Origin of the sequence: Methylobacterium sp. CCH7-A2 (assembly GCF_001557075.1) — a bacterium.
Taxonomy (GTDB): domain Bacteria; phylum Pseudomonadota; class Alphaproteobacteria; order Rhizobiales; family Beijerinckiaceae; genus Allobosea; species Allobosea massiliensis.
The window spans coordinates 1-21433 of record NZ_LSKN01000016.1 but is presented as its reverse complement, the minus strand read 5'-3'; the positions used below and the strand labels follow the sequence as shown (position 1 = coordinate 21433).

At 67.5% G+C, this 21433-nt stretch carries 23 protein-coding genes; 13 read left to right on the top strand and 10 right to left on the bottom strand.

Annotation, left to right across the window (positions count from 1 at the left end):
- Position 1: 1 nt before the first annotated feature.
- Positions 2 to 1045, top strand: a complete 1044-nt coding sequence (locus AX750_RS01025; protein WP_066722477.1) for an ornithine cyclodeaminase — start codon at positions 2 to 4, stop codon at positions 1043 to 1045.
- A gap of 92 nt (positions 1046 to 1137) precedes the next feature.
- Here the strand turns inward: AX750_RS01025 and AX750_RS01020 are convergent, their stop codons facing one another.
- The 4 genes from AX750_RS01020 to AX750_RS01005 all read right to left on the bottom strand — a co-directional run bounded on the left by AX750_RS01020 (position 1138) and on the right by AX750_RS01005 (position 5915).
- Positions 1138 to 2865 (bottom strand): methyl-accepting chemotaxis protein, encoded by a 1728-nt coding sequence (locus AX750_RS01020; protein ID WP_068072159.1) that lies wholly within the window; start codon positions 2863 to 2865, stop codon positions 1138 to 1140.
- Between the two features lie 115 nt (positions 2866 to 2980).
- On the bottom strand, positions 2981 to 3841 hold the full coding sequence (locus AX750_RS01015; RefSeq protein WP_066722472.1) for a flagellar motor protein MotB: 861 nt from the start codon (positions 3839 to 3841) through the stop codon (positions 2981 to 2983).
- A gap of 28 nt (positions 3842 to 3869) precedes the next feature.
- Positions 3870 to 4727 carry a flagellar motor stator protein MotA gene (motA, locus tag AX750_RS01010; protein ID WP_066722470.1) on the bottom strand — a complete coding sequence of 286 codons (858 nt, stop codon included), beginning with the start codon at positions 4725 to 4727 and terminating at the stop codon, positions 3870 to 3872.
- 291 nt (positions 4728 to 5018) lie between these two features.
- Complete coding sequence (locus tag AX750_RS01005; RefSeq protein WP_066722467.1) at positions 5019 to 5915, bottom strand: LysR substrate-binding domain-containing protein; 897 nt, start codon at positions 5913 to 5915, stop codon at positions 5019 to 5021.
- 257 nt (positions 5916 to 6172) lie between these two features.
- On the opposite strand from AX750_RS01005, the gene AX750_RS01000 reads away from it, so the two are divergent.
- The 4 genes from AX750_RS01000 (at position 6173) to AX750_RS00985 (ending at position 10478) form a co-directional block, all read left to right on the top strand.
- Positions 6173 to 7513 carry a Gfo/Idh/MocA family oxidoreductase gene (locus tag AX750_RS01000; protein WP_066722464.1) on the top strand — a complete coding sequence of 447 codons (1341 nt, stop codon included), beginning with the start codon at positions 6173 to 6175 and terminating at the stop codon, positions 7511 to 7513.
- A gap of 76 nt (positions 7514 to 7589) precedes the next feature.
- Complete coding sequence (locus AX750_RS00995) at positions 7590 to 8585, top strand: TRAP transporter substrate-binding protein (RefSeq protein ID WP_066722461.1); 996 nt, start codon at positions 7590 to 7592, stop codon at positions 8583 to 8585.
- 67 nt (positions 8586 to 8652) lie between these two features.
- Entirely contained in the window at positions 8653 to 9168 is a 516-nt protein-coding gene (locus tag AX750_RS00990) for a TRAP transporter small permease (RefSeq protein WP_066722458.1), read from the top strand.
- Between the two features lie 26 nt (positions 9169 to 9194).
- The gene (locus AX750_RS00985; protein ID WP_066722455.1) at positions 9195 to 10478 is read left to right on the top strand and encodes a TRAP transporter large permease; all 1284 of its coding nucleotides are present in this window, start codon (positions 9195 to 9197) and stop codon (positions 10476 to 10478) included.
- Between the two features lie 140 nt (positions 10479 to 10618).
- Here AX750_RS00985 and AX750_RS00980 read toward each other — a convergent pair whose 3' ends face one another.
- The 3 genes from AX750_RS00980 to coxB are packed head-to-tail and all read right to left on the bottom strand — an operon-like array spanning position 10619 to position 14036.
- The gene (locus AX750_RS00980; protein ID WP_156446589.1) at positions 10619 to 10933 is read right to left on the bottom strand and encodes a hypothetical protein; all 315 of its coding nucleotides are present in this window, start codon (positions 10931 to 10933) and stop codon (positions 10619 to 10621) included.
- Positions 10933 to 13434: a cytochrome c oxidase subunit I gene (gene ctaD / locus AX750_RS00975; protein WP_066722450.1), complete on the bottom strand. Its 2502-nt coding sequence runs from the start codon at positions 13432 to 13434 to the stop codon at positions 10933 to 10935. Before ctaD ends, AX750_RS00980 begins: the two co-directional genes overlap by 1 nt.
- Positions 13431 to 14036, bottom strand: a complete 606-nt coding sequence (gene coxB / locus AX750_RS00970) for a cytochrome c oxidase subunit II (RefSeq protein ID WP_245282272.1) — start codon at positions 14034 to 14036, stop codon at positions 13431 to 13433. The genes ctaD and coxB overlap by 4 nt, the downstream gene beginning before the upstream one ends.
- 60 nt (positions 14037 to 14096) lie before the next feature.
- On the opposite strand from coxB, the gene AX750_RS00965 reads away from it, so the two are divergent.
- On the top strand, positions 14097 to 14609 hold the full coding sequence (locus AX750_RS00965; protein ID WP_066722447.1) for a DUF2231 domain-containing protein: 513 nt from the start codon (positions 14097 to 14099) through the stop codon (positions 14607 to 14609).
- Here the strand turns inward: AX750_RS00965 and AX750_RS00960 are convergent.
- A complete protein-coding gene (locus tag AX750_RS00960) occupies positions 14576 to 15070 on the bottom strand; it encodes a CopD family protein (protein WP_066722444.1) in 495 nt (164 codons plus the stop codon). The genes AX750_RS00965 and AX750_RS00960 overlap by 34 nt on opposite strands.
- Positions 15067 to 15783 (bottom strand): cytochrome c oxidase assembly protein, encoded by a 717-nt coding sequence (locus tag AX750_RS00955; protein WP_066722441.1) that lies wholly within the window; start codon positions 15781 to 15783, stop codon positions 15067 to 15069. Before AX750_RS00955 ends, AX750_RS00960 begins: the two co-directional genes overlap by 4 nt.
- 226 nt (positions 15784 to 16009) lie before the next feature.
- Here AX750_RS00955 and AX750_RS00950 point away from each other — a divergent pair, with 226 nt between their 5' ends.
- The 7 genes from AX750_RS00950 (at position 16010) to pqqE (ending at position 21156) form a co-directional block, all read left to right on the top strand.
- Positions 16010 to 16420 carry a DUF2231 domain-containing protein gene (locus AX750_RS00950; protein ID WP_066722438.1) on the top strand — a complete coding sequence of 137 codons (411 nt, stop codon included), beginning with the start codon at positions 16010 to 16012 and terminating at the stop codon, positions 16418 to 16420.
- Complete coding sequence (locus AX750_RS00945; RefSeq protein WP_066722435.1) at positions 16413 to 17933, top strand: sorbosone dehydrogenase family protein; 1521 nt, start codon at positions 16413 to 16415, stop codon at positions 17931 to 17933. Before AX750_RS00950 ends, AX750_RS00945 begins: the two co-directional genes overlap by 8 nt.
- A gap of 103 nt (positions 17934 to 18036) precedes the next feature.
- Positions 18037 to 18183, top strand: a complete 147-nt coding sequence (gene pqqA / locus AX750_RS25280; RefSeq protein ID WP_082735363.1) for a pyrroloquinoline quinone precursor peptide PqqA — start codon at positions 18037 to 18039, stop codon at positions 18181 to 18183.
- Between the two features lie 6 nt (positions 18184 to 18189).
- Entirely contained in the window at positions 18190 to 19074 is an 885-nt protein-coding gene (gene pqqB, locus AX750_RS00940) for a pyrroloquinoline quinone biosynthesis protein PqqB (RefSeq protein WP_066722432.1), read from the top strand.
- Positions 19071 to 19799 carry a pyrroloquinoline-quinone synthase PqqC gene (gene pqqC, locus AX750_RS00935; protein ID WP_066722429.1) on the top strand — a complete coding sequence of 243 codons (729 nt, stop codon included), beginning with the start codon at positions 19071 to 19073 and terminating at the stop codon, positions 19797 to 19799. The genes pqqB and pqqC overlap by 4 nt, the downstream gene beginning before the upstream one ends.
- Positions 19796 to 20068: a pyrroloquinoline quinone biosynthesis peptide chaperone PqqD gene (gene pqqD / locus AX750_RS00930; RefSeq protein WP_066722426.1), complete on the top strand. Its 273-nt coding sequence runs from the start codon at positions 19796 to 19798 to the stop codon at positions 20066 to 20068. Before pqqC ends, pqqD begins: the two co-directional genes overlap by 4 nt.
- Entirely contained in the window at positions 20065 to 21156 is a 1092-nt protein-coding gene (gene pqqE, locus AX750_RS00925; protein ID WP_066722424.1) for a pyrroloquinoline quinone biosynthesis protein PqqE, read from the top strand. Before pqqD ends, pqqE begins: the two co-directional genes overlap by 4 nt.
- Here the strand turns inward: pqqE and AX750_RS26695 are convergent.
- The coding region (locus tag AX750_RS26695) for a hypothetical protein (RefSeq protein ID WP_210171823.1) at positions 21153 to 21433 on the bottom strand (281 nt) is incomplete at its 5' end. The genes pqqE and AX750_RS26695 overlap by 4 nt on opposite strands.

Here is a 21433-nt window from a genome sequence, read left to right as displayed (position 1 = left end):
GATGGATCGCAAGCTCAACCTCGTCCGTTTCGTCAGCGTCGACCGGATGATGCGCATCATCGGCGCCTGCGGCATCGAGCCGGCCCTGGCCGCGCTGGCGAGCGAGATCGAGGCCGACTTTCGGCGCTGGGAGCGGTTCGACAAGACGGCGCGCGTCGCCGCCCACAGCCGCACCGGCGTCATCGAGCTGATGCCGACCAGCGATGGCGAGCACTACGCTTTCAAATACGTCAACGGCCATCCCGGCAACACGCGTGACGGCCGCCAGACCGTGACCGCCTTCGGCGTGCTCTCGGATGTCGCGACGGGCTATCCGCTGCTGCTGAGCGAGATGACGATCCTGACCGCGCTGCGCACCGCCGCGACCTCGGCCCTGGCGGCGCTCCACCTCGCCCCGCCCGGGGCGCGCTGCATGGCGCTGATCGGCAACGGCGCGCAGTCGGAGTTTCAGGCGCTCGCCTTCAAGGCGCTGCTGGGCGTCGACCGGCTGCGGCTCTACGACATCGACCCCGCGGCCAGCGCGCGCTGCGCCGCCAATCTCACCGGCTACGGCTTCGACATTGCGCTGTGCGCCTCCGCCGAGGCCGCGATGCTCGGCGCCGAGATCGTCACCACGGCGACGGCCGACAAGGCCAACGCCACCATCCTCACCGACAACATGGTCGGGCCCGGCCTGCACATCAACGCCGTTGGCGGCGATTGCCCCGGCAAGACGGAGCTGCATCCGGACATCCTGCGCCGCAGCGAGATCTTCGTGGAATACCCGCCGCAGACCCGCATCGAGGGGGAGATCCAGCAGCTGCCGGCCGATCATTCCGTGACCGAGCTCTGGCGCGTCGTTGCAGGCCAGCATCCGGGCCGGCGCGATCCACGCCAGATCACGCTGTTCGACTCGGTCGGCTTCGCGATCGAGGATTTCTCGGCCCTGCGCTGGCTGGCCAAGGAAGCTGTGCGGCAGGGCGAGTATGATGAACTCGACCTCCTCGCCGACCCCGACGAGCCGCGCGATCTCTTCGGCATGCTGCTGCGAGCCCAACAATTGTAGTTAGGTCGACGGACAGCGGGCACGCCAGCAACTCGCGTAGCAGTAACGGACAGATACCGTACCCAGCCGCGCCCGACGCCGGTTGCCGTGCGCTAGGCGGCTCGCGGCACCGCACTGCCCAACGGGCCGGCCGTGCCGGAGCGATCGGCGCGAATCCGGAAGGTCTCGACCAGGGCCTGCAATGCCTCGGTGGCCTGCTGGAGGTCCGCAGCCACCTTCGCACTCTGGTCGGCGACCGAGGAGTTCTGCTGGGTCATCTCGTCCATATGGGCGACGACCCGCGCCACCTCCTCGATGCCATGGGCCTGCTCGCGCGAGGCGCTCTTGATCTCGTCGAGCGAGGCCGAGACGCTGGTCGAGGAGCCGACGATCTCGGACAGGGCGGAGCCCGCCTCCTTGACCAGCTTCACCCCGCTGGCGACCTGGACGCTCGAATTGTTGATCAGCCCCGAGATGTCCTTCGCCGCCTCGCCGGAGCGCTGGGCGAGCGTCCGCACCTCGGAGGCGACGACGGCGAAGCCCTTGCCGGCATCGCCGGCCCGCGCCGCTTCGACCGCGGCGTTCAGAGCCAGCAGATTCGTCTGGAAGGCGATGTCGTCGATCACCCGGATGATGTCGCCGATATCGGTCGACGCCTTCTCGATCCGCTCCATCGCGATGACGGCGTCGGTGACGATCGAACCGCCGCGATGGGCAATGTCGTTGGCGGCGGCGCCGAGGCCCGCGGCCTCCGTGGCCCGCTCGAAGCTCTGCTTGACGGAGGCGGCGAGCTGTTCGGTCGTCGCCGCGGTCTCCTCGAGCGAGGCGGCCTGCTCCTCGGTGCGTTGGGCGAGGTCGCGGCTGTCGGCGCCGATCCGGCGCGATCCGGTGGTGATCCGACCCGAGATCTGGCCGACGACCTGGATCACGCCTGAGAAGGTGTCGAGCAGCGCGTTGACGCCGCGGCAAAGCTCGAAGATCGCGCCGCTCTTGCCTTCCAGCGGCACGCGTCGGGTCAGGTCGTTGCCCTGGGTTGCCGCGATCACCGAGCCTGTTTCCGCAACGGCGCCAGCCAGCGCTTCGGCCGCCTGCTTTGAGGCGGTGATGTCGGTGGCGTATTTCACCACCTTGTAGGCTTTGCCGAACGGGTCGAGGATCGGGTTGTAGCTCGCCTGGATCCAGACCTCGCGCCCGCCCTTGCCGATGCGCAGATACTGGTTCTCGTCATGCTCGCCGCGGGCGAGTTTCGCCCAGAACTGGCGATAGGCTTCGCTCCCGCGCTCCGCGGGCGCGACGAAGATGTCGTGCTTGCGGCCCTTGATCTCGGCGAGGGTGTAGCCGAGCGTCTTGAGGAAGTTCTCGTTTGCGTCGCGGATGGTGCCGTCGAGATCGAACTCGATCACGGCCTGCGCCTTCTGGATTGCGGCGATCTGACCTTCCGCGTTCGAGACCATGGCCTTCATGGCGGTGATGTCGGTCGCGTATTTGATCACCTTGAACGGCTTGCTGCCGTCCGTGCCGCAGATCGGTGTGTAGGTCGCTTGCAGCCAGATCCGGCTGCCGGTCTTGGTGATGCGGGCGAACTCCGCCTGGAAGGCCTTGCCGCTGCGCAGATCTCGCCAGAAGCCCTGATAGCCCACCGAGGCGCGCTCCTCCGGCGGCACGAAGATCGAATGGTGCTTGCCGACGACCTCGGCGCGCTCATAGCCGACGGTCTTCAGGAAAAGGTCGTTGGCCTCGAGAATGGTGCCGTCGAGATCGAACTCGATCACGGCCTGCCAGCGCCGGATCGAGGAGGCTTCCGCCAGGGACTGCGTCGTCTTCCTGTTGAAGAAATTCATCATGGGGTTCCTGACCGTTATGCCGCTGGGTCAGGAACCTTGGCGATTCAGGTTACCAAAGGATTGCGATCTGGTTCCATCTGGAACCATATTGGCTCTGTTCCCCGGCGATGCCTCAGCGCAGCACGTTGGGCGGCAGGGGCGGCTCCGCGTTCAGCAGCGTGATCGTCACGCGCCGGTTCTGCGGAATGTAGGGATTGTCGGGAAAGACCGGCTCGGTGTCGGCGCGCCCCGCCACGAAAGCGAAGCGGTCGCTTGGGAAGCCCGCGCCGGAAAGGATCTCGCGCACGGCGAGCGCGCGGCCGGCGGTCAGGCTCCAGGCGTCGGTGGTTTCCATCGAGCCCGGCCGCGCGCTCGAGGTATGGCCGGTGACGGAGAGCCGGTTCGGCAGCCGGCGCAGCGTCGGCGCCAGCGCCTCGAGCAGACGGCGTGTGCGCTCATGCGGCTGCACCGATCCCTCGGGGAACATGGAGCGGCCGTATTCGTCCACGAGCGAGACGTTCAGCCCGTCCTTCGTCGGCTCGATCAGGATGTTGCGTGAGAGTTCGGAGATTTCCGGCATGGTCTGGAGCGCCTGACGGATGCTGACCATGGCGCTGTGCAGGGACTGCTGGTTCGCCGCGGGCCGGCTGAGTTCGCGGTCCCAGCTGGTCCGGCGCGCGCCGTCATCCTGCCCGGAGGTGCCCATGGCCGCATCGCGCGGCGACGAGGATTTGTTGCCCGATTTGTCGAGAGCGGTGCCCATCAGCAGGCCGCCGGCGCCGCTGTTGCTAGGGCTGACCGCCGCGGGAGCGAAATACTCCGCCAGGCCGACCTTCTGCTCCTGCGTGGTCATGCTGATCAGCCACATCAGCAGGAAAAAGGCCATCATCGCGGTCACGAAATCCGCATAGGCGATCTTCCAGGCCCCGCCATGGTGGCCATGGGCGGCCTTCTTGATCTTCTTGATGATGATCGGCTGGACCGGCTTATCCATGGGAACCCCGCTGGAAAGGGAAAGAGGGTCAGGCGGGGAGATTGGCCGTCGACGCTTCAACTTCCGCGAAGGTCGGGCGGACGTCGCTCATCAGCGCCTTGCGGGCGAACTCGACCGCCATCACCGGCGGCTGGCCGGCGATATGGGCCAGCAGGCCGGCCTTGAGCGAGAGATAGTATTTCGACTCGGCCTCGAAGGTGCTCTTCAGCGAGGCCGCCATCGGGCTGAAGAAGCCATAGGCGACGAAGACGCCGAAGAAGGTGCCGACCAGCGCGCCGCCGATGAGATGGCCGAGCACCTCCGGCGGCTCGGTGATCGAGCCCATCGTCTTGATCACGCCCAGCACGGCCGCGACGATGCCCAGGGCCGGCGTGCCGTCGGCGATCGACTGCATGGCCCCGACGATCCGCTCCTGCTCCTGATGGTGGGTCTCCAGCTCCTCGTCCATCAGCGCGTCGATCTCGTGGACGTTGTTGGCGCCCATGGTCAGCATGCGCATGTAGTCGCACACGAACTCGACCGCGTGATGGTTGTTGGCGAAGCTCGGGAAGGCGTTGAACAGCGACGAGTCGTGCGGATTCTCGATGTGCTGCTCGATTGCCAGCATGCCCTTCTGCTTGATCAGCTTGTAGAGCGAGTACTGCATTCCCAGCAGCTCGACATAGTCTTCCTGCTTGTATTTCGGCCCCTTCATCAGAGTGCCGAACATGGACGGCACGGCCTTGAGCACCGGGCCGGGATTGCCGATGACGAAGGCACCGATCGCCGCGCCGAGGATGATGACGAACTCGAAGGGCTGCCAGAGCACGCCGAGCTTCCCGCCCATCGCGGCATAGCCGCCGAAGACGCAGAGGATGACGATGATCGAGCCGACGATGAGCCGCATGGCGATTACTACCCTCGCGCCGCCGCAGGAAAAGCCCACGCGAAGCCACTGGTGATCCCGGAAACTCGCCGATTGAGGTTAATGGCGGGTTTAGAGCCGGGCTTCGCGCACCCTCTGGCGCCCCGATTAACGCTGCGTCACGGTGAAGCGGAGGCCGCCGCGGCGCCGCGCAGCTTTGCAAGGCCGGCCGCACCTACCGCTCTGGAGCCGACGCCGGAGGTCGCAGCCGCAGACCGGCCCGAGGCCGTCAATCCGGCTGATGGTCCAAGGCTTTGAGGCCTGCGGGCGCTCTTACGTCTCCGTTGGCGGGACGGGCTTTTCGACGATCTCGCGCATCAGCCACTCCACGAAAGCCTGAACCTCGGGATTGGCACGCTCCGCGCGTCGATAGATCAGGCGATGGGCCACGACGCCGATGCCGGTCGGGCCCAGCGGCATGACGAGGCGGCCGGCGGCCAGCAGGTCGCGCGCCTGCAAGGTCGACTCGAGCGCGAGGCCCAGCCCGTCGACAGCGGCGGCCAGAGCGAGATGGGCGCGGTCGAACTGCAGGCCGCGGGCGCTCAGGGGCACGAAGGGCGCATGACGCGCGGCCCACTGGTCCCATGGAACCACGCAGCGCAGCGAGTGGATCAGCGGCACGCGCGCGATGTCGTCGGCCGTCTCCAGCCCATGTGCGGCCACGAAGGCGGGGCTGGCGAGCGGGACGATCAGTTCTTCTCCGAGCGCCACCGCTTCGCAATCCTCGGGAACGGGCCGCGCATACTGGATGTCGATGAGGATGCCGTCCTGCCCGAGCCGGGCCGGCTCATGGCTGGCGAAGAGCGCGACGTCGATGCTGGGGTGCTCGCGCAGGAACTGGCCGAGCCGCGGCATCAGCCAGAGCGTGGCGAGGCTGGGCGAGGCATGGATCGGCAGCCGCCTGACGCCGGCCCCGGAGGCGACGCGGATCGTCGCCGTCATCAGCCGCGCGAAGCTCTCGCCGATCGAGGCGGAATAGGTCAGCGCCTCCTCGGTCGGGACGACGCTGCGCCGCACGCGCAGGAACAGGGGCCGGCCCAGCATGCCTTCCAGCGCGCGCATCTGGTGACTGATCGCCGAGGGCGTCAGGTTCATCAGCTTGGCCGCGCCCGAGAAGCTGCCCGCCTCCATCACGGCGCGGAAGGTCTGCAGCCATTGCAGCGGTGGCATCCCCCCGATCATCGATGAGCCCTATTCGTCGATCACGCCAAAATTCTTCGTTTTTCGCCCGAGCGAGCCCCATGTTACGCCTGAAGCATGAGGAATGCAGCTCATCAAACGAAGCTGCGGCCCGCAGGGAGAAAAACGCGCCGGCAACCGGCGCCAGGTGACGCGCAGTCGCGTACGCCACCGTCCTCCATGCGTGCCTCCTCCAGAAACGGGATGTCCGGCCCGAATGGCCGGCCTGGCGAGGAAAGAACCGGCGCATGAACCTGCACAGACTGCTTCTCGAACGGAAAGCCGCCGGCAAGCCGGTCACCGTCGCCATCATCGGCGCGGGCAAGTTCGGCACGATGTTCCTCTCCCAGGCGCGCAGCACGGACGGGATGCACATCGTCGGCGTGGCCGATCTCAACACCGCCCGCGCCCGCTCGCAGCTGAAGCTGGCCTGCTGGCCGCAGGAGCAATATGCGGCGGCCTCCATCGACGATGCCCTGAAGAACGGCGCGACGCTCGTCACCGAGGATGGCGACGCGCTGATCGACCATCCCGGTGTCGAGGTCATCATCGAGGCGACGGGCGATCCGGGCGCCGGCATCCGTTTCGCGATGCGCGCCATTGCCAATGGCAAGCACATCGTCATGGTCAATGTCGAGGCTGATGCCTGCGCGGGGCCCCTGCTGGCGCGCAAGGCTCGCGAGGCCGGTGTCGTCTATTCGCTGGCCTGGGGCGATCAGCCGGCCCTGATTGCGGACCATGTCGACTGGGCCCGCGCGGCCGGCTTCCGCGTCGTCTGCGCGGGCAAGGGCACGCGCTACCACCCGACCTATCATCAGTCGACGCCCGACACGGTCTGGGACATCCTCGACAAGTACATGAAGATCAAGGATCGCAATTCGATCAATCCGAAGATGTTCAACTCCTTCGTCGACGGCACCAAGTCGGGCATCGAGATGACGGCCGTCTGCAATGCGACGGGGCTCGAATCCCAGGCCGAGGGTCTGTCCTTCCCGCCGGCGACGCGGTTCGAGCATGCCGAGATCTGCAAGCCGAAAGCCGATGGCGGCGTGCTCGAGCGGGCCGGCGTCACCGAAGTCACCTCCTCGGTCTATCGCGACGGCGCGGATGTGCCCCACAGCCTGGTCATGGGCACCTATGTCGTCTTCGAATCCGACAGCGCCTATAGCGAGGAGTGCTTCCGGGAGTATTCGATGCTGCCCGACAAGAGCGGCCGCTATGCCTGCCTCTACCGGCCGATCCACATGATCGGGCTCGAGCTCGGAATCTCGGTCGCCTCGGCAGCGCTGCGCCACGAGCCGACGGGCGCGCCGATCTGTTTCAATTCCGACGTCGTCGCCACCGCCAAGCGGGACCTCAAGGCCGGCGAGATGCTGGATGGCGAGGGCGGCTTCTGCGTCTGGGGCAAGCAGACACCGGCCAAGACCTCGCTGGCGGAGGGCTATCTGCCGCTCGGCCTCGCCCATCGCGTCAAGCTCAAGCACGACATCGCGCTGGGCCAGCGACTGAAATGGTCGGACGTCGCCTTCGATGCCGACGACGCCGCGGTCAAGGTTCGCCGCGAGATGGAGGATCACTTCCGGGGCTGACGCCGCCCCGGCCCAGCAGTGCAGACCGGCGAGAGCCCGAGATAACGGGCCGGCCAAACCGTCCAGGGAGGACATCATGACCAAGATCAGAGCAGACCAGCCGACCCGCCGGACCGTCCTGGCAGGAGCCGCGCTCGGCGCGGGCCTCGTCGCCATGCCCGGCATCCTGCGGGCCCAGCAGCTGAAATGGATCGGCGCCTCGGCGACGCCGCAGACCGACTTCATCGCCCAGAGTCTCGACGTGTTCGCCGCGCGCGTGAAGGAGCTGACCAAGGGCCAGATCGACATCGCCTCGCACCATGCCGGCGCGCTCGGCGGTGAGCGCGAGAATGTCGAGGGGCTGCTGCAGGGCTCGATCCATGTCGCGACGCCGGGCGCCGCCCTGCTCGCCGGCTGGTACAAGCCGGCCGAGGTCTTCACCTATCCCTATCTGTTCAAGAACGTCGCCCACAAGGACAAGGTCATGACCGCGATCATGACCGAATACGGCAACGACGTCGCGGCCCAGGCCAAGCTGCGTCCGCTCGGCGCCATCCCGCGCATGCCGCGTCAGCTCTCCTCCAGCCGCGTGGTCAAGACGCCGGCCGATCTCAAGGGCTTCAAGATCCGCGTGCCGGAGACGACGATGTGGCGCCGGACCTTCGAGCGCTTCGGCGCCTCGCCGACGCCGCTGCCCTGGCCGGAGGTGTTCCAGGCGCTGAAATCGGGCGTGATCGAGGGTCAGGAGAACCCGATGGCGCTGACCTTCAACGGCGGCATCTTCGACGTGAACAAGAACCTCGCGCTGACCGAGCACATGATGCAGGACAACATGATCGTGATCTCGGAAGCGAGCTTCCGTGCGGTCAGCGAGGACCAGCGCAAGGCCCTCGTCCAGGCCGCCCGCGACACGGAGGATACGCTGCGTCCGAAGGTGATCGCCGACGACGAACGCATTCTCGGCCTGGTCAAGGCCAAGAACATCGCGATCAACGATGTCGACAAGGACGCCTTCCGCAAGACGCTCGAAGGCATGGAGACCGAGTTCGCCCATGTGAAGAAATGGGTCGACCGGATCAAGACGATCGCCTGATCACCGGATCGCCACCGTTGTCGGGCCCGTCGGGCCCGGCACCTTGCTCTCGCGTGACGGGATTGCCATGCAGCCTCTGACCGGTCTGCCTGCGCTGTGGCGCAGGGTCTGTGATGCCGGCGACTGGATCGCCCGCGCCATCGTCGGCGCGTCGATCGCGGCCATCGTTCTGATCACCATCGTCGCGGTCTGGTACCGCTACGGGCTGGATCGCCCGCTGTCCTGGACGGAGCAGGTCTGCCGGATCCTGTTCGTCTGGTCGGTCTTCGCCGGCGCCGCGGTGCTCTACCGGAACATGCTGCACATCGCGATCGACATGTTCGTGCTGATGCTGCCGCAGCGGCTGCAGATGGTCGTGCTCTGGCTCAACCAGGGGCTGATCCTGCTGCTGGCCGTGCTGATGCTCTGGTTCGGGCTGCAGATTTCGATCGGCACGCTCGGCCAGACCTTCGGGGCGCTGGAGATCAGCCCGGCCTCCTTCTATTTCGCCGCGCCCTTCTGCGCCGCGCTGATGATCCTGTTCTGGATCGAGAAGCTGCTGGATCCGGCCCGTCGCGATCCGTTCGGCGACGTTCATCTCTAGACGCGCATTGCGAGGAGACGATCCCCATGGCCGGCGTGCTGATGCTCTCCTTCGGCGTGATGATGGTGCTGGGCCTGCCCATCGCCTTCGCGATGGCGCTCGCCGCCGTCATGACGATCGCCAACCACCCGACTCTGCCCTTCTCGGTCTTCGTGCAACGGGCGTTGATCGGTGCGGATTCCTACTCGCTGCTGGCGATCCCGTTCTTCATCCTGGCCGGCAACATCATGAATGTCGGCGGCATCACCGCCCGCATCATCAGCTTCGCCAATGCCTGCGTCGGCCGGTTCAGCGGCGGGCTCGGCCTCACCACCGTGATGTCCTGCATGGTCTTCTCCGGCGTCTCCGGCTCGGCGGTGGCCGATGCGACCGCTTTGGGCAAGGTGCTGATTCCGGGCATGAAGCGCTCCGGCTACGACCCCGGCTATGCCGCCGCCATCACGGCCTCAGCCTCGGTGATGGGGCCGATCATCCCGCCCTCGATCCCGCTCGTGATCTACGCCCTCTCGGTCGGCAAGGGCGTGTCCGTCGCCGCCCTGTTTCTCGGCGGCGTCATTCCCGGCCTGCTGCTCGGCGGCGGGCTCGCGGTCGTCGTCTACCTGATCTCGCGGGCCCGGAAATACCCGGTCCATGAGGCGGTGCCGATGCGCGAGGTGCTGCGTTCCGGCAGCAAGGCGATCTGGGCGCTGATGATGCCTTTCGTCATCCTGTTCGGCGTCACTGGCGGCGTCGTCACGGTGACGGAGAGCGCGGCCGTGGCGGTGCTCTATGCGCTCTTCGTCGCCATGGTCATCCATCGCGAACTGTCCTGGCGCCAGCTCTGGAGCATCTGCGTCCAGAGCGGGCTCGATTCCGCCGTGGTCATGATCATCATCGCCTTTGCCGCCGGCTTCGGCTGGCTGATGGCGGTGAGCGGCCTGCCGCGCGAGATTGCCGCGTGGATCGGAGCCTTTTCGGACAATCCCTGGGTCATCCTGATCCTGATCAACGTGCTGCTGCTGATCGTCGGCTGCTTCATGGAAGCGATCGCGGCCATGATCATCCTGATCCCGGTGCTGATCCCGATCGTCGAGGCGGTGGGGATCGACCTCGTTCATTTCGGGCTGGTCATCGTTTTCAACCTGATGCTCGGCCTGCTGACGCCACCCGTTGGCATCCTGCTCTACATCTGCGGGAACTTCGCCCAAGTGAAGATCGAGCGCGTCGTGCGGGAGGTGCTGCCTTTCCTAGGCGTTGGCTTCGGCGTGCTGGCGATCATCACCTTCGTTCCCGAAGTCGTCCTCTGGTTGCCACGGCTCGTGTTGCAGTGACCCGCGCTGCGTGGATGCGCGAGAGCCTCTCTTCGGCGGAGCGCCTCTTCGCGCATGAGCGCGCACGGTGCCGCTGGGGCGGCGCGGCGTTCCCTCGCCAGGACCATGCGCCGCCGACGGTGCAGATGGTCGCAACGCCGTCAGAGGCAATGCGCCGGTAGCAGCACGGGCGCTCCGGTGACGGCAAGCCCGCCGAGACCGGCCCAGCCGCCGACGAGCCAGGCACGCCGCAGCACCGGATCGGCGGTCGTGCCGCGGGCGCGCAGTGCCTGGCGCAAAGGCAGCAGGCTTAGCGCCAGACAGGACAACCAGAGCGGTATCAGCAGCCCGTTCAGCAGCGTGAAGGGGCCAAGCAGGAGGCGCTCTCCCCAGCCGAGGCCGCAGCCCAGGCCATGGGCGGCGTAGATCGCGTTGAAGCCCAGGGCCCAGATCAGCAGGCCGGCGAGGAGGCGCATCACCACCGCCATGACGCCCCCGCTGGCAGGGCGATGGCGGCGAGCGAGACGATCATCGCGAGCACGCCGTAGCGGAGCCAGAGCCGCGCCACCCGCGGCTCGAGCAGCCGGGCCGGCGAGACATAGCCCTGCGCCAGTCGCCGGCGGACGAAGAGCAGCATGACGAGCGCGATCAGCCCATGCACGGCGCCATAGATCAGCAGCACCCAGACAACCGCGCCATAGGCATGGCTCTGCGGGCTCGGCAGGCCGAGCCAGCCGAAGGTGCCGAGCGCCAGCAACCCGACGACGAGGCCGGTTGTCGCCAGCGCATAAGCGGAGCGCGCCCGCTGCGGCCGCCCCGTTCGGACCGCTGCCAGCGCTGCTTGCTCGGCCAACAGCGCTGCGGACACGCCTGCCAGGACGAGAATCGCGGCCATGAGCGAGGGCTGCGCCAGCACGGGCGGAGGCCATCCCGCGCCGACGGTGGCGAGGAAGGCGTAGCCGAAGAGGAGCGAGGCGAAGAAGGTCGCGTCCGTCACCAGCGCGAACACGCTGCCCCACCAACCCGGCGCCTCCGCCGATTCATGATGTGGCACCGCTTGCTCGCCACGGCCGAGCGGGATGGGACCCAGATCGGCCCGGGCCCCTAGTCCGGCCGCCCAGTGCCATCCGAGGATGACGAGACCCGCCAGCGCCACCGGCGCTGCCATGTAGAAGCCGAGCAGCAGCGAGAGGAAGAAGCTCCCCGTGACGGCCGCCGTCACGATCGGCAGCCAGGAATTGCCGGGCACGATCACGATCTCGCTCACCGCGCCCGAGACGATGTCGACGCCGGTCGTTTCGCGCAGCCCGTCGCGGGTCCGCCCGAGATAGCCTTCGCCCTGGGCGAGGCTCCGGGCCAGCGCATGGCGCCGGTCGAGCGGCTCGCGGCTGTCGACCTGCGGAAGGCTGGCGAGGTTGTAGCTCGGCGCCGGGATCGGCAGCGCCCATTCGAGCGTGCCCGCCCGCCAGGGATTGCGTCCGGAGCGCCGACCGAACAGCGCCGCGAGGCTGAAATCGATGACGGCGACGGCGACGCCGATCGCCATGATGAAGGAGCCGACCGAAGAGAGCAGGTTGGGCCAGTCCCAGCCGAGGCCGGTCTCGTAGCTGGAGACACGCCGCGGCATGCCGAGCAGCCCGGTCAGATGCATCACCAGGAAGGTCAGGTTGAAGCCGGCGAAGATGAGCCAGAAGGCGAGCTGCCCGAGCAGCGGGTGGCTGCGGCGCGCGATCAGCCGCGGCAACCAGTAATGCAGCCCGGCCAGCATCGGGAAAACGAAGCCGCCGATCAGGACATAGTGCAGATGGGCCGTGACGAAGGCGGTGTCATGGACCTGCCAGTTCAACGGCACCATGGCGAGCATCACGCCCGTCAGCCCGCCGATCAGGAAATTGAAGAAGAAGCCGGCGATGTAGAGCATCGGCAGCCGCATCTGCGGCTGCCCGGCCCACATCGTCGCAAGCCAGGCGAAGAGCTGGACCACGGTGGGCACCGCCACCAGCGCCGAGGCCGCCGAGAACAGCGCCAGCGCCAGATGCGGGATGCCGGTCGCGAACATGTGGTGGACCCAGAGCCCGAAGCTGAAGAAGCCCAGCACCAGGATCGAGCCCACGACCCAGCCATAGCCGACCAGCGGATGGCGGACCATGACCGGCAGGACGGTCGAGATGACCCCAGCCGCGGGCAGGAAGATGATGTAGACCTCCGGATGGCCGAACAGCCAGAACAGATGCTGCCAGAGCAGCGGGTGGCCGCCCCGCGCCGGATCGAAGAAGGGCCAGCCGAAGGCGCGCTCGATCTCGAGCAGGGTGGAGGCCAGGATCAGCGGCGGAAACCCGACCACCATCATCAGCGCCGTGACCAGAATGTACCAGGCGAAGATCGGCATCTTGCCGAGCGACATGCCCGGCGCGCGCAGCTTGAGCACGGTGACGGTGATCTCGATCGAGGCGCAGACGGCCGAAATCTCGACGAAGGTGATGCCGAGCAGCCAGACATCGGCATTGATGCCTGGCGTGTAAGTCTTCGATGCAAGCGGCGTGTACATGAACCAGCCGCCGTCGGGTGCCAGCCCCAGCGCCATCGCAGCGAGAAGGATGAATCCGCCGAAGAGATAGCACCACCAGCCGAAGGCGGAGAGGCGCGGAAAGGCCAGGTCGCGCGAGCCGAGCAGCTTCGGCAGCATGTACATGGCGAGCCCCTCGAAGAAGGGGATCGCGAACATGAACATCATCAGGCTGCCATGCATCGTGAAGATCTGGTTGTAGATCTCCGGCCCGACGAAGGCCGAGCGCGGCGTCGCCAGCTGCGCCCGGATCAGCATGGCGAGGATGCCGCCGATGGTGAAGTAGACACCCGCCGCGACCATGAAGCGGATGCCGAGATCGCTGTGATTGACGTTGGTGAGAACGCCTTTCCAGCCGCTCTGCCGCCGCCAGATCGCATCGAGTTCGGCGTGGAGCTTGAGCGCGCTCATGGACGGTCTCCGCCAGCGAGCTTCGCCCAGGCCGCCTCGTCATGGGCGAGGACGCTGAAATTCATGACACTGTGGCCGGTGCCGCAGAACTCGGCGCAGACGCCGCCATAGCGCCCCGGTAGGTCGGCGCGCAGCAGGATGCGGTTGCGGCTGCCGGGGACGGCGTCGATCTTGCCGCCGAGCCGCGGCACCCAGAAGCTGTGGATCACATCCGCGCTGGTGACGAAGACCTCGACGCTGCGCCCGGCCGGGATGTCGAGCACGTCGGCGCGCGTGACGGAACCTCCCGGGCCCTGGCGGGTAAACTCCCAGCGCCATTGTCGGGCCTGCGCCTCGACGCGGAGCGCCGGCACCTCGCGGGCGCCGGTGATGCGCTCGCCGAGCACCACCGCATAGACCGTGGCGACGCTGAGTAGGACCAGCGGGAAGACCAGTCCGCCGCCGACGAGGAACAGGCGCAGCGACGGCGCCGGCCTGCGGCGACGGCGCCAGGCCAGGAGGAACAGCCCGAAGATGACGACGAAGGACAGGATCGAGAGCGCGAGCAGCACGGTCATCAGCGTGAGGATGCTGTCCGCCGCCGGGCCGGCAGGATCGAGCACGGAGAGAGGGCCGCTGCACGCCCCGCAAGCGATGCCGGCCGTCGCGATGGGGGCGAGGCGATGAGCCCGCCGCGCCCCGATACCGACCAGGCGCTGGATCCGCTGCATGCGGAAAAGGTGCTGAGCGACACCGACACCCGCGTCGCCGTCGCAGGCCACCCGATCCATGCGATGTTGGTTGCCTTCCCGATCTCGCTGACGATGTGCACGCTCGGCGCCGACCTGTTCTACTGGTGGACCGGCGACATCTTCTGGACGCGCGTCGCGCTCTGGGCGATTGGCGCCGCCTTCCTGATCGGCCTCCTCGCTGGCCTGTCGGGCACCGTCGAACTGCTGCTGGTCCCGGGCATCCGCACCCGCCCGCCGAGCTGGACGCATTTCGTGATCGCGGTCGCGCTGCTCAGCATGCTCGGCGCCAATTTCGGCTACAGGCTGAGCGGTTACGAGGACGCGGTGCTGCCATTCGGCGTTCTGCTGTCGGTGCTGTGTGCCGGTTTCACGGGGCTGACGGGCTGGCATGGCGGGAAGCTCGTCTTCGACTACCGGCTCGGCGCCGGCGGCAGCAAAAGCTGACGGTTGAGGGGCTGCTGCAGCCAGTCTGGCATCAGCGCGGCGTCGAGATGCGGCTTGGCGAGCACGACAAGCAGGATCGCGGTCATGATGGCGAGGCCCGCGGACAGCAACAGCGCCGGCGGCACGGCGGGGCGGACATAGCCCTCTTCGCCCAGCCGCGCGACGCAATGCCCGACATAGGTGTGCAGCACGACCAGCCCGCCGATCAGCGCCAGCTTGGCGAACATCCAGGGCTCGAACACCCAGCGGGCGAAGATCAGGCTGCCGCCAGCGATCGTGGCGAGGACGGCGGCCGGACTGACGCAGAAATTATAGCCGAAATGGGCGAAGATCCGCATCCGCGCCGCCTCGCCGGCCCGCACGGGATTGTCGGCCCGCGCCAGCAGCAGAGGCAGCAACAGCAGACCGCCGCACCAGACCAGGAGGGTGGTGATGTGCAGGAATTTGAGCCAGGCGATCATGAGAATGCCGCCCGGTCGAGCCGCTTGGCGGTCCAGAGGGCATAACCGCCATAGATGAAGAAGGCCGGCACCCACATCAGCAGCCCGGCGAGTTGCTGATCCTGAAGCGGATCGAGGCCCCAGAGCAGCGCGCCCGCGGCGTGGACCGGGTAGAGCGGTGTCGGGGCGAGTGTGAGCAGCGCCCCCAACAGGCCCATTTGCCCGGCCCCTGCCGCGATCGCCAGCAGCGCCGTCACCGGTGCGGTCCGCGCCGACATCACATTGCGCCAGAACCAGACGAAGCTCGCCAGCAAGAACACCTGCATCAGCCAGTAGAGGCTCGCATCGCGATAGAGCGCCTCATAGAGCGCCGGCCAGTGCCACAACCACAGCGCAAGGCTCGACAGACCCAGCGGCGCCGCAACGCCGGAGGGCCGCCCTGCCGGGAATGCGATAGCCAGGAGCGGCGCGGCCAGCGCAGCCATGACCAGATGATGCAGGCCCCGCGCTGCAAACAGCGCCGAGGCGAGGGCGCAGAGCGGCGACACGAAAACGATCGTCAGCACCGCGACCGCGACAAGCCCCGCGAGGCGGCGCCGGTCCCGCAGCCCGAGGGCGGCTGCGGCAGCCAGCGCCAGCACCATCAAGAGGGGAGGGTCGAAATTCCAGGTGGCAAGGAGATCGGCGGGGGCGGGTGGCAGCCCGCAATAGGGAACGACACTTCCGACCGACACCCGAACCACCTCCCCGGACCGCGCGACCCCGGCCAGGGAATGGGGTCACCAGTCAGGAATACGCAAAGCGCCGCGCGAGGTTCCCTAAGCTCGGGGTCCCGATCGCTGCTTGCATCGGTTGTGCTTGCGGGCCGCGCGCGCCTTCACACGTCCGTGACCTCCCGGAACCAGCGCGTGATCCATCAGTAGGGTCCAGAGTTCCTCGCACCAAAGGCAAGCCGTTCGCATGACCTATCAACACGCCCGGTTCGACCGGCATCGCCCGATCGACCTCGTCTCGTCGGCCTTGCTGTCGTTTCCCGTCGCCTGCTTCACGCTCACGGTTCTCACCGACGTCGCCTACTGGCAGACGCTCAATCTGCTGTGGCTGCATTTCTCGGAATGGCTGCTGTTCGCAGGTTTGGTCTTCGGCGCGTTTGCGCTGCTGACGCTGGCGATCGATTTTGCCCTCCACCGCGTCCGGCCGGCCTGGTCGGCTGTCCTCGCGGGGATCGTGGTTCTGCTGCTCGCCACGCTCAACAGCTTCATCCACACGGCCGACGGCTGGACCGCGGTCATGCCGTACGGGCTGACCGTGTCGGTGCTGACCGTCGTCGTGATGATCGCCACCGCCTGGCTGGGAGCGCGCCATGACTGAAACCTCCCGCCTGTCCCTGATCGCACTCGCGTCCAGCTGCCTCGTTCTGGCGGGCTGCAACGACGAGAGCTTCGACGTGTCAAAGCAGTACGGACCCGATCCGGTGCTGCCGGCTCCGAGTTCGGACCTGCTGCCGGCTCTCAAGGTGGCCGAGGTGGTCGGCTGGCGCGATGGCCAGGCCCCGCGCGTGCCGGAAGGTCTCGTGGTAACCCCCTTCGCGAAGGGTCTCGCCAACCCCCGGACGGTGCATACCCTGCCGAATGGCGACGTGCTCGTCGTTCAGTCGAAGGCCCCGCCCGGGAAGCCCATCAACCGTCCCAAGGACATCATCCGCAACTTCATCATGTCGATCGCTTCGGGTAGCCCGGAAGGGCAGCCGGAGACGAACCGGATCACGCTTCTGCGCGACACGGACCGCAATGGCACGGTCGACGAGCGCGTCGAGCTGCTCACGGGGCTCAATTCGCCCTTCGGCGTCGCCTGGTACGAGGACACGCTTTATGTCGCCGCGGCCGATGCGATCCTGAGCTATCCCTATGCGCTCGGGCAGACCGCGATCGACGCGCAACCGACCGTCCTGACGCCGTTACCGGGCGGGCCGATCAACCATCACTGGACCAAGGATCTGGCGCTCAGTCCCGACGGCCGCTTCCTCTACGCATCGGTCGGCTCCAATTCCAACGCTGCCGAGCGCGGTCTCGAAGCGGAGAAGGGCCGGGCCGCGATCTGGCAGGTCGATCGCCGCACGGGGGCGGCGCGTATCTTCGCATCGGGTCTGCGCAATCCGAACGGGCTGAACTTCCATCCGGAAACCGGCCAGCTCTGGACCGTCGTCAACGAGCGCGACGAGCTCGGCGGCAATCTCGTGCCGGATTATCTGACCTCCGTTCGCGAGGGCGGGTTTTACGGCTGGCCCTGGAGCTATTACGGCCAGCATGCCGACCGGCGCGTCGTCCCGCCGCGTCCCGATCTCGTCGCGAAGGCGATCTCGCCGGATTACGCGCTGACGAGCCATGTCGCAGCGCTGGGGCTGGCCTTCACCCATGATTCCGCAATGCCGGCGGCCTATCGCAACGGCGCCTTCGTGGGCAACCGCGGCAGCTGGAACCGCAATGCCTTCAACGGCTACAAGGTGATCTTCATCCCCTTCGAGAACGGTCGCCCCACCGGCATGCCGCAGGATGTCGTGACGGGGTTCCTCGAGGGCGAACAGGCGCGGGGGCGGCCGGTCGGCCTGGCGATGGACGGGACGGGCGCGCTGCTCATTGCCGACGATGCTGGCAACACGGTCTGGCGCGTCGCGGCGGCGGATGGCTCGACCACCCCCCAGCCGATCCCCACGGACCGCGTCTCGGCTCAGGCCGCGTCGGCGGCGCCGGATTCCAGGCGTCCGACCGGCGAGGCCCCGCCAGTCGGCGCGCGGTCCCAGCCGTCGCAGACCGACATCGCACCGGCGGTCGGCCCGGAAGACGGTGCCGGGGCGGCACAGGGACCAAAACCGACGGCGCCGTGAGCGCGTATACCGACACGGAAAGCCGCGCCATCATGGCGCATGCCCAAGCCGGACCTTCACACCGGGCCGGCGCGTTACCTCTGTATCGTTGAAAGGAGACGTCATGACCTGGGAAACTCCCACCATCGAAGCCATCGCTTGCGGCATGGAAGTCACGGCCTACGCGCCGGCGACCGAGAGCCATGAAATCGCCAGCCATGAGATCGCCAGCCTCCCCGCGCAGCCGACCGCCGACACGCAGGCCGACTGACCATCGATGAAGGCCGTCGTCCTCGGTTCCGCTGCGGGCGGCGGCTTTCCACAATGGAACTGCCGCTGCGCCAATTGTTCTTTGGCCTGGGCCGGTGACCCGCGTGCGTCCTGGCGGACGCAATCCTCGCTCGCTCTCGTGGAGCGCGACGAGGCTATCCTCGTCAACGCCTCCCCCGACATCGGCCAGCAGTTGCGCGCCACGCCGGCTCTCTGGCCGCAATCCGCGCGGCACTCCCCGATCGCCAAGGTTGTCCTGACCAGCGCGGAGATCGATCACGTCGCCGGGCTGTTGTCGCTGCGCGAGCGCCATGCCTTTCAGATTTGGGCGCTGGACCCTGTCCGAGCCGCCATCGCGGATAATCCGATGCTGCAGCCTCTGCAGGCGGACTGGGCCGCGCTCCGCGCCGATGCCCCGATCCCGGCTGGAGACGAGACCGAAATGACGCTGTTTCCGGTGCCCGGCAAGGCGCCGCTCTATCTCGAGACACCCGAGCCTGAGACCGGCAGCGAGGACGGCGAAACGGCCGGTCTGGTGGTGAGCCGACGCGGGACGCGCCTCCTCTACATCCCAGGCTGTGCGACTCTGAGCGACGGGGTGCGCGTTCAGGCCGAGCGGGCGGACATCGTCCTGTTCGACGGCACGCTCTTCGAGGACGACGAGATGATCAGGTCTGGGCTGGGCGAAAAGACCGGTCGCCGGATGGGGCACATGCCGATGACCGGTCCGGGCGGCTCGCTCGACTGGCTCGCAGCGCTCCCGGCGTCGCGCAAAATCTACACCCACATCAACAACACCAACCCGGTTCTCATCGAGGGCTCGCGCGAGCGCAGGCTCGTCGAGAGCGCCGGCGTCGAGATCGCCCGGGATGGCATGGAGATCCCTCTGTGAGCCTGCTTTCACCTGACGCCTTTCTGGACAGGCTCCGCGATGTCGGCGCACGGCGCTATCACGACCGGCATCCGTTCCATCAGCGTCTTCATTCCGGACGCTGCACCAGGGGCGAGGTGCAGGCCTGGGCGCTGAACCGCTACGCCTATCAGGCCGCGATCCCCCGCAAGGACGCCACGCTCATCGCCCGCCTGGACGATCCCGCTCTGCGGCGGGCCTGGCGCCAGCGCCTCGTCGACCATGACGGTGGGGCCGATGGCGAGGGCGGCATCGAGCGCTGGCTGCGCCTCTGCGAAAGTCTGGGATTTGCGCGCGCGGACGTCGTCGCGTTCAGGGGCGTTCTGCCGGCGACGCGGTTCGCGGTCGGCGCCTATGTCGAATTCGTCCGTGAGCGTCCGCTGCTCGAGGCAGTGGCGTCGTCGCTGACCGAACTCTTCTCGCCGCAGGTGATCAAGACGCGCGTCGCGGGCATGCTCGCCCATTACGACTTCGTCAGCGCCGAAAGCCTGAGCTACTTCACGGCCCGCCCCGAGCAGGCATCGCGCGATGTCGAGAGCGCACTCGCTTACGTCACGGCCCACGCCACCACACCGGCCGATCAGGAGGCGGTGGTCGCTGCCCTCGAATTCAAATGCGACGTGCTCTGGGCGATGCTTGATGCGCTCGACCATGCCTATGGCGAGCCGGGGCAGATTCCGCCCGGCGCATTCGAGCCTGAATCGTGACCGACACCGGATCGAAGCCCCGGCTGGCGGCGGGTGTGCGCATCCGGGAGGATCGCGTCCGCGGCGGGCATAATATGCTGGCGCCCGAGCATGTGCTGCGGATCAACGCATCGACGGCTGCGATCCTGGCGTTGTGCGATGGACAGCGCTCGCTGCCTGCGATCGTCGATCACCTCGCGCGCGACTATGCCGCCGACCGGACCCGGATCGAACGCGACGTCACCGCGCTGCTCGGCGATCTCGCCTCCCGAGGTCTGATCGACCCATGAGCGCCCCGGCCCCCTTCGCACTGCTGGCCGAGCTGACGCATCGCTGCCCGCTGGCCTGCCCCTACTGCTCCAATCCCCTGGAGCTCGATCGCAAGGCCGACGAACTGGCGACCGCCGACTGGATCCGCGTCTTCGAGGAGGCGTCCGACCTCGGCGTCCTGCAGCTTCATCTCTCCGGCGGCGAGCCTGCAGCGCGCCAGGATCTCACCGAGCTCGTCGCGGCCGCTGCGCGGCATGGGCTGTACTCGAACCTGATCACCTCCGGCATCGGGCTTGATCGCGATCGGCTGGCTGCGCTGGCCCAGGCCGGGCTCGACCATGTCCAGCTCTCGATCCAGGACACCGACGCAGGCAACGCCGACCGGATCGCCGGCTTGGCCGGCTCGCACCGGCGCAAGAGCGCCTTCGCGTCCATGGTCACCGAGGTTGGCTTGCCGCTGACGATCAACGCCGTTCTGCATCGCGGCAACCTGGCCCGCATGGCGGCCATGGTCGACGAGGCGATCGGCCTGGGCGCGCGGCGGATCGAGCTGGCACACACGCAGTATTACGGTTGGGCCGCCCGCAATCGCGAGGCCCTGATGCCGGAGCTGACGGACGCTGTAGCGGCGAGCGCGACGGTGGCCGATCTTCGCGAGCGCACGGCCGGACGGATCACCATCGACTACGTCCCGCCCGACCATTTCGCGCGCTATCCCAAGCCCTGCATGAACGGCTGGGGCCGCCAGTCCCTGAACGTGACGCCGCGCGGGCTGGTTTTGCCCTGCCATGCCGCGCAGACGATCCCCGGCCTCTCGTTCTGGAACGTGCGCGATCGCTCCCTTGCGGAGATCTGGCGGGATTCGCCGGCCTTCAATGCGTTCCGCGGCACGGACTGGATGCGCGAGCCGTGCCGGAGCTGCGAGCGCCGCGAGATCGACTTCGGCGGCTGCCGCTGCCAGGCGATGGCGCTGACCGGAGATCCCCGCAACACGGATCCGGTCTGCGTCCTCTCTCCGCTCCACGATCGCGTCGAGCACCTGACGACCGTCCCCCGCGTCGATGCCTACATCATGCGAGAACGACCCGCCAAGGCTTCGACGCGCTAGCGCCAGGGCCCTGGCCCATGCTGCAGCAGCGTTCTGAGGCGATAGCTCCCCAAAACCGGAAACGGGCTTCCGCGCCGCGCCGATGCCTGCCAGCCAAAGCCCCCTCGCGGCGCCTCGCGAACCCTGCGCCGATTGTGACGGAGGCCGTGCCAGCCGAGCTGCGCGATGAATTCCGCGAAGGTCATGAAAAGCCGAAACCCGAGTGATCTCAAGGGTTTCTGAAATGGCGCGCCATTCAGGATAAAACTGCGAACACTTATGTATTTGAAATATCGAT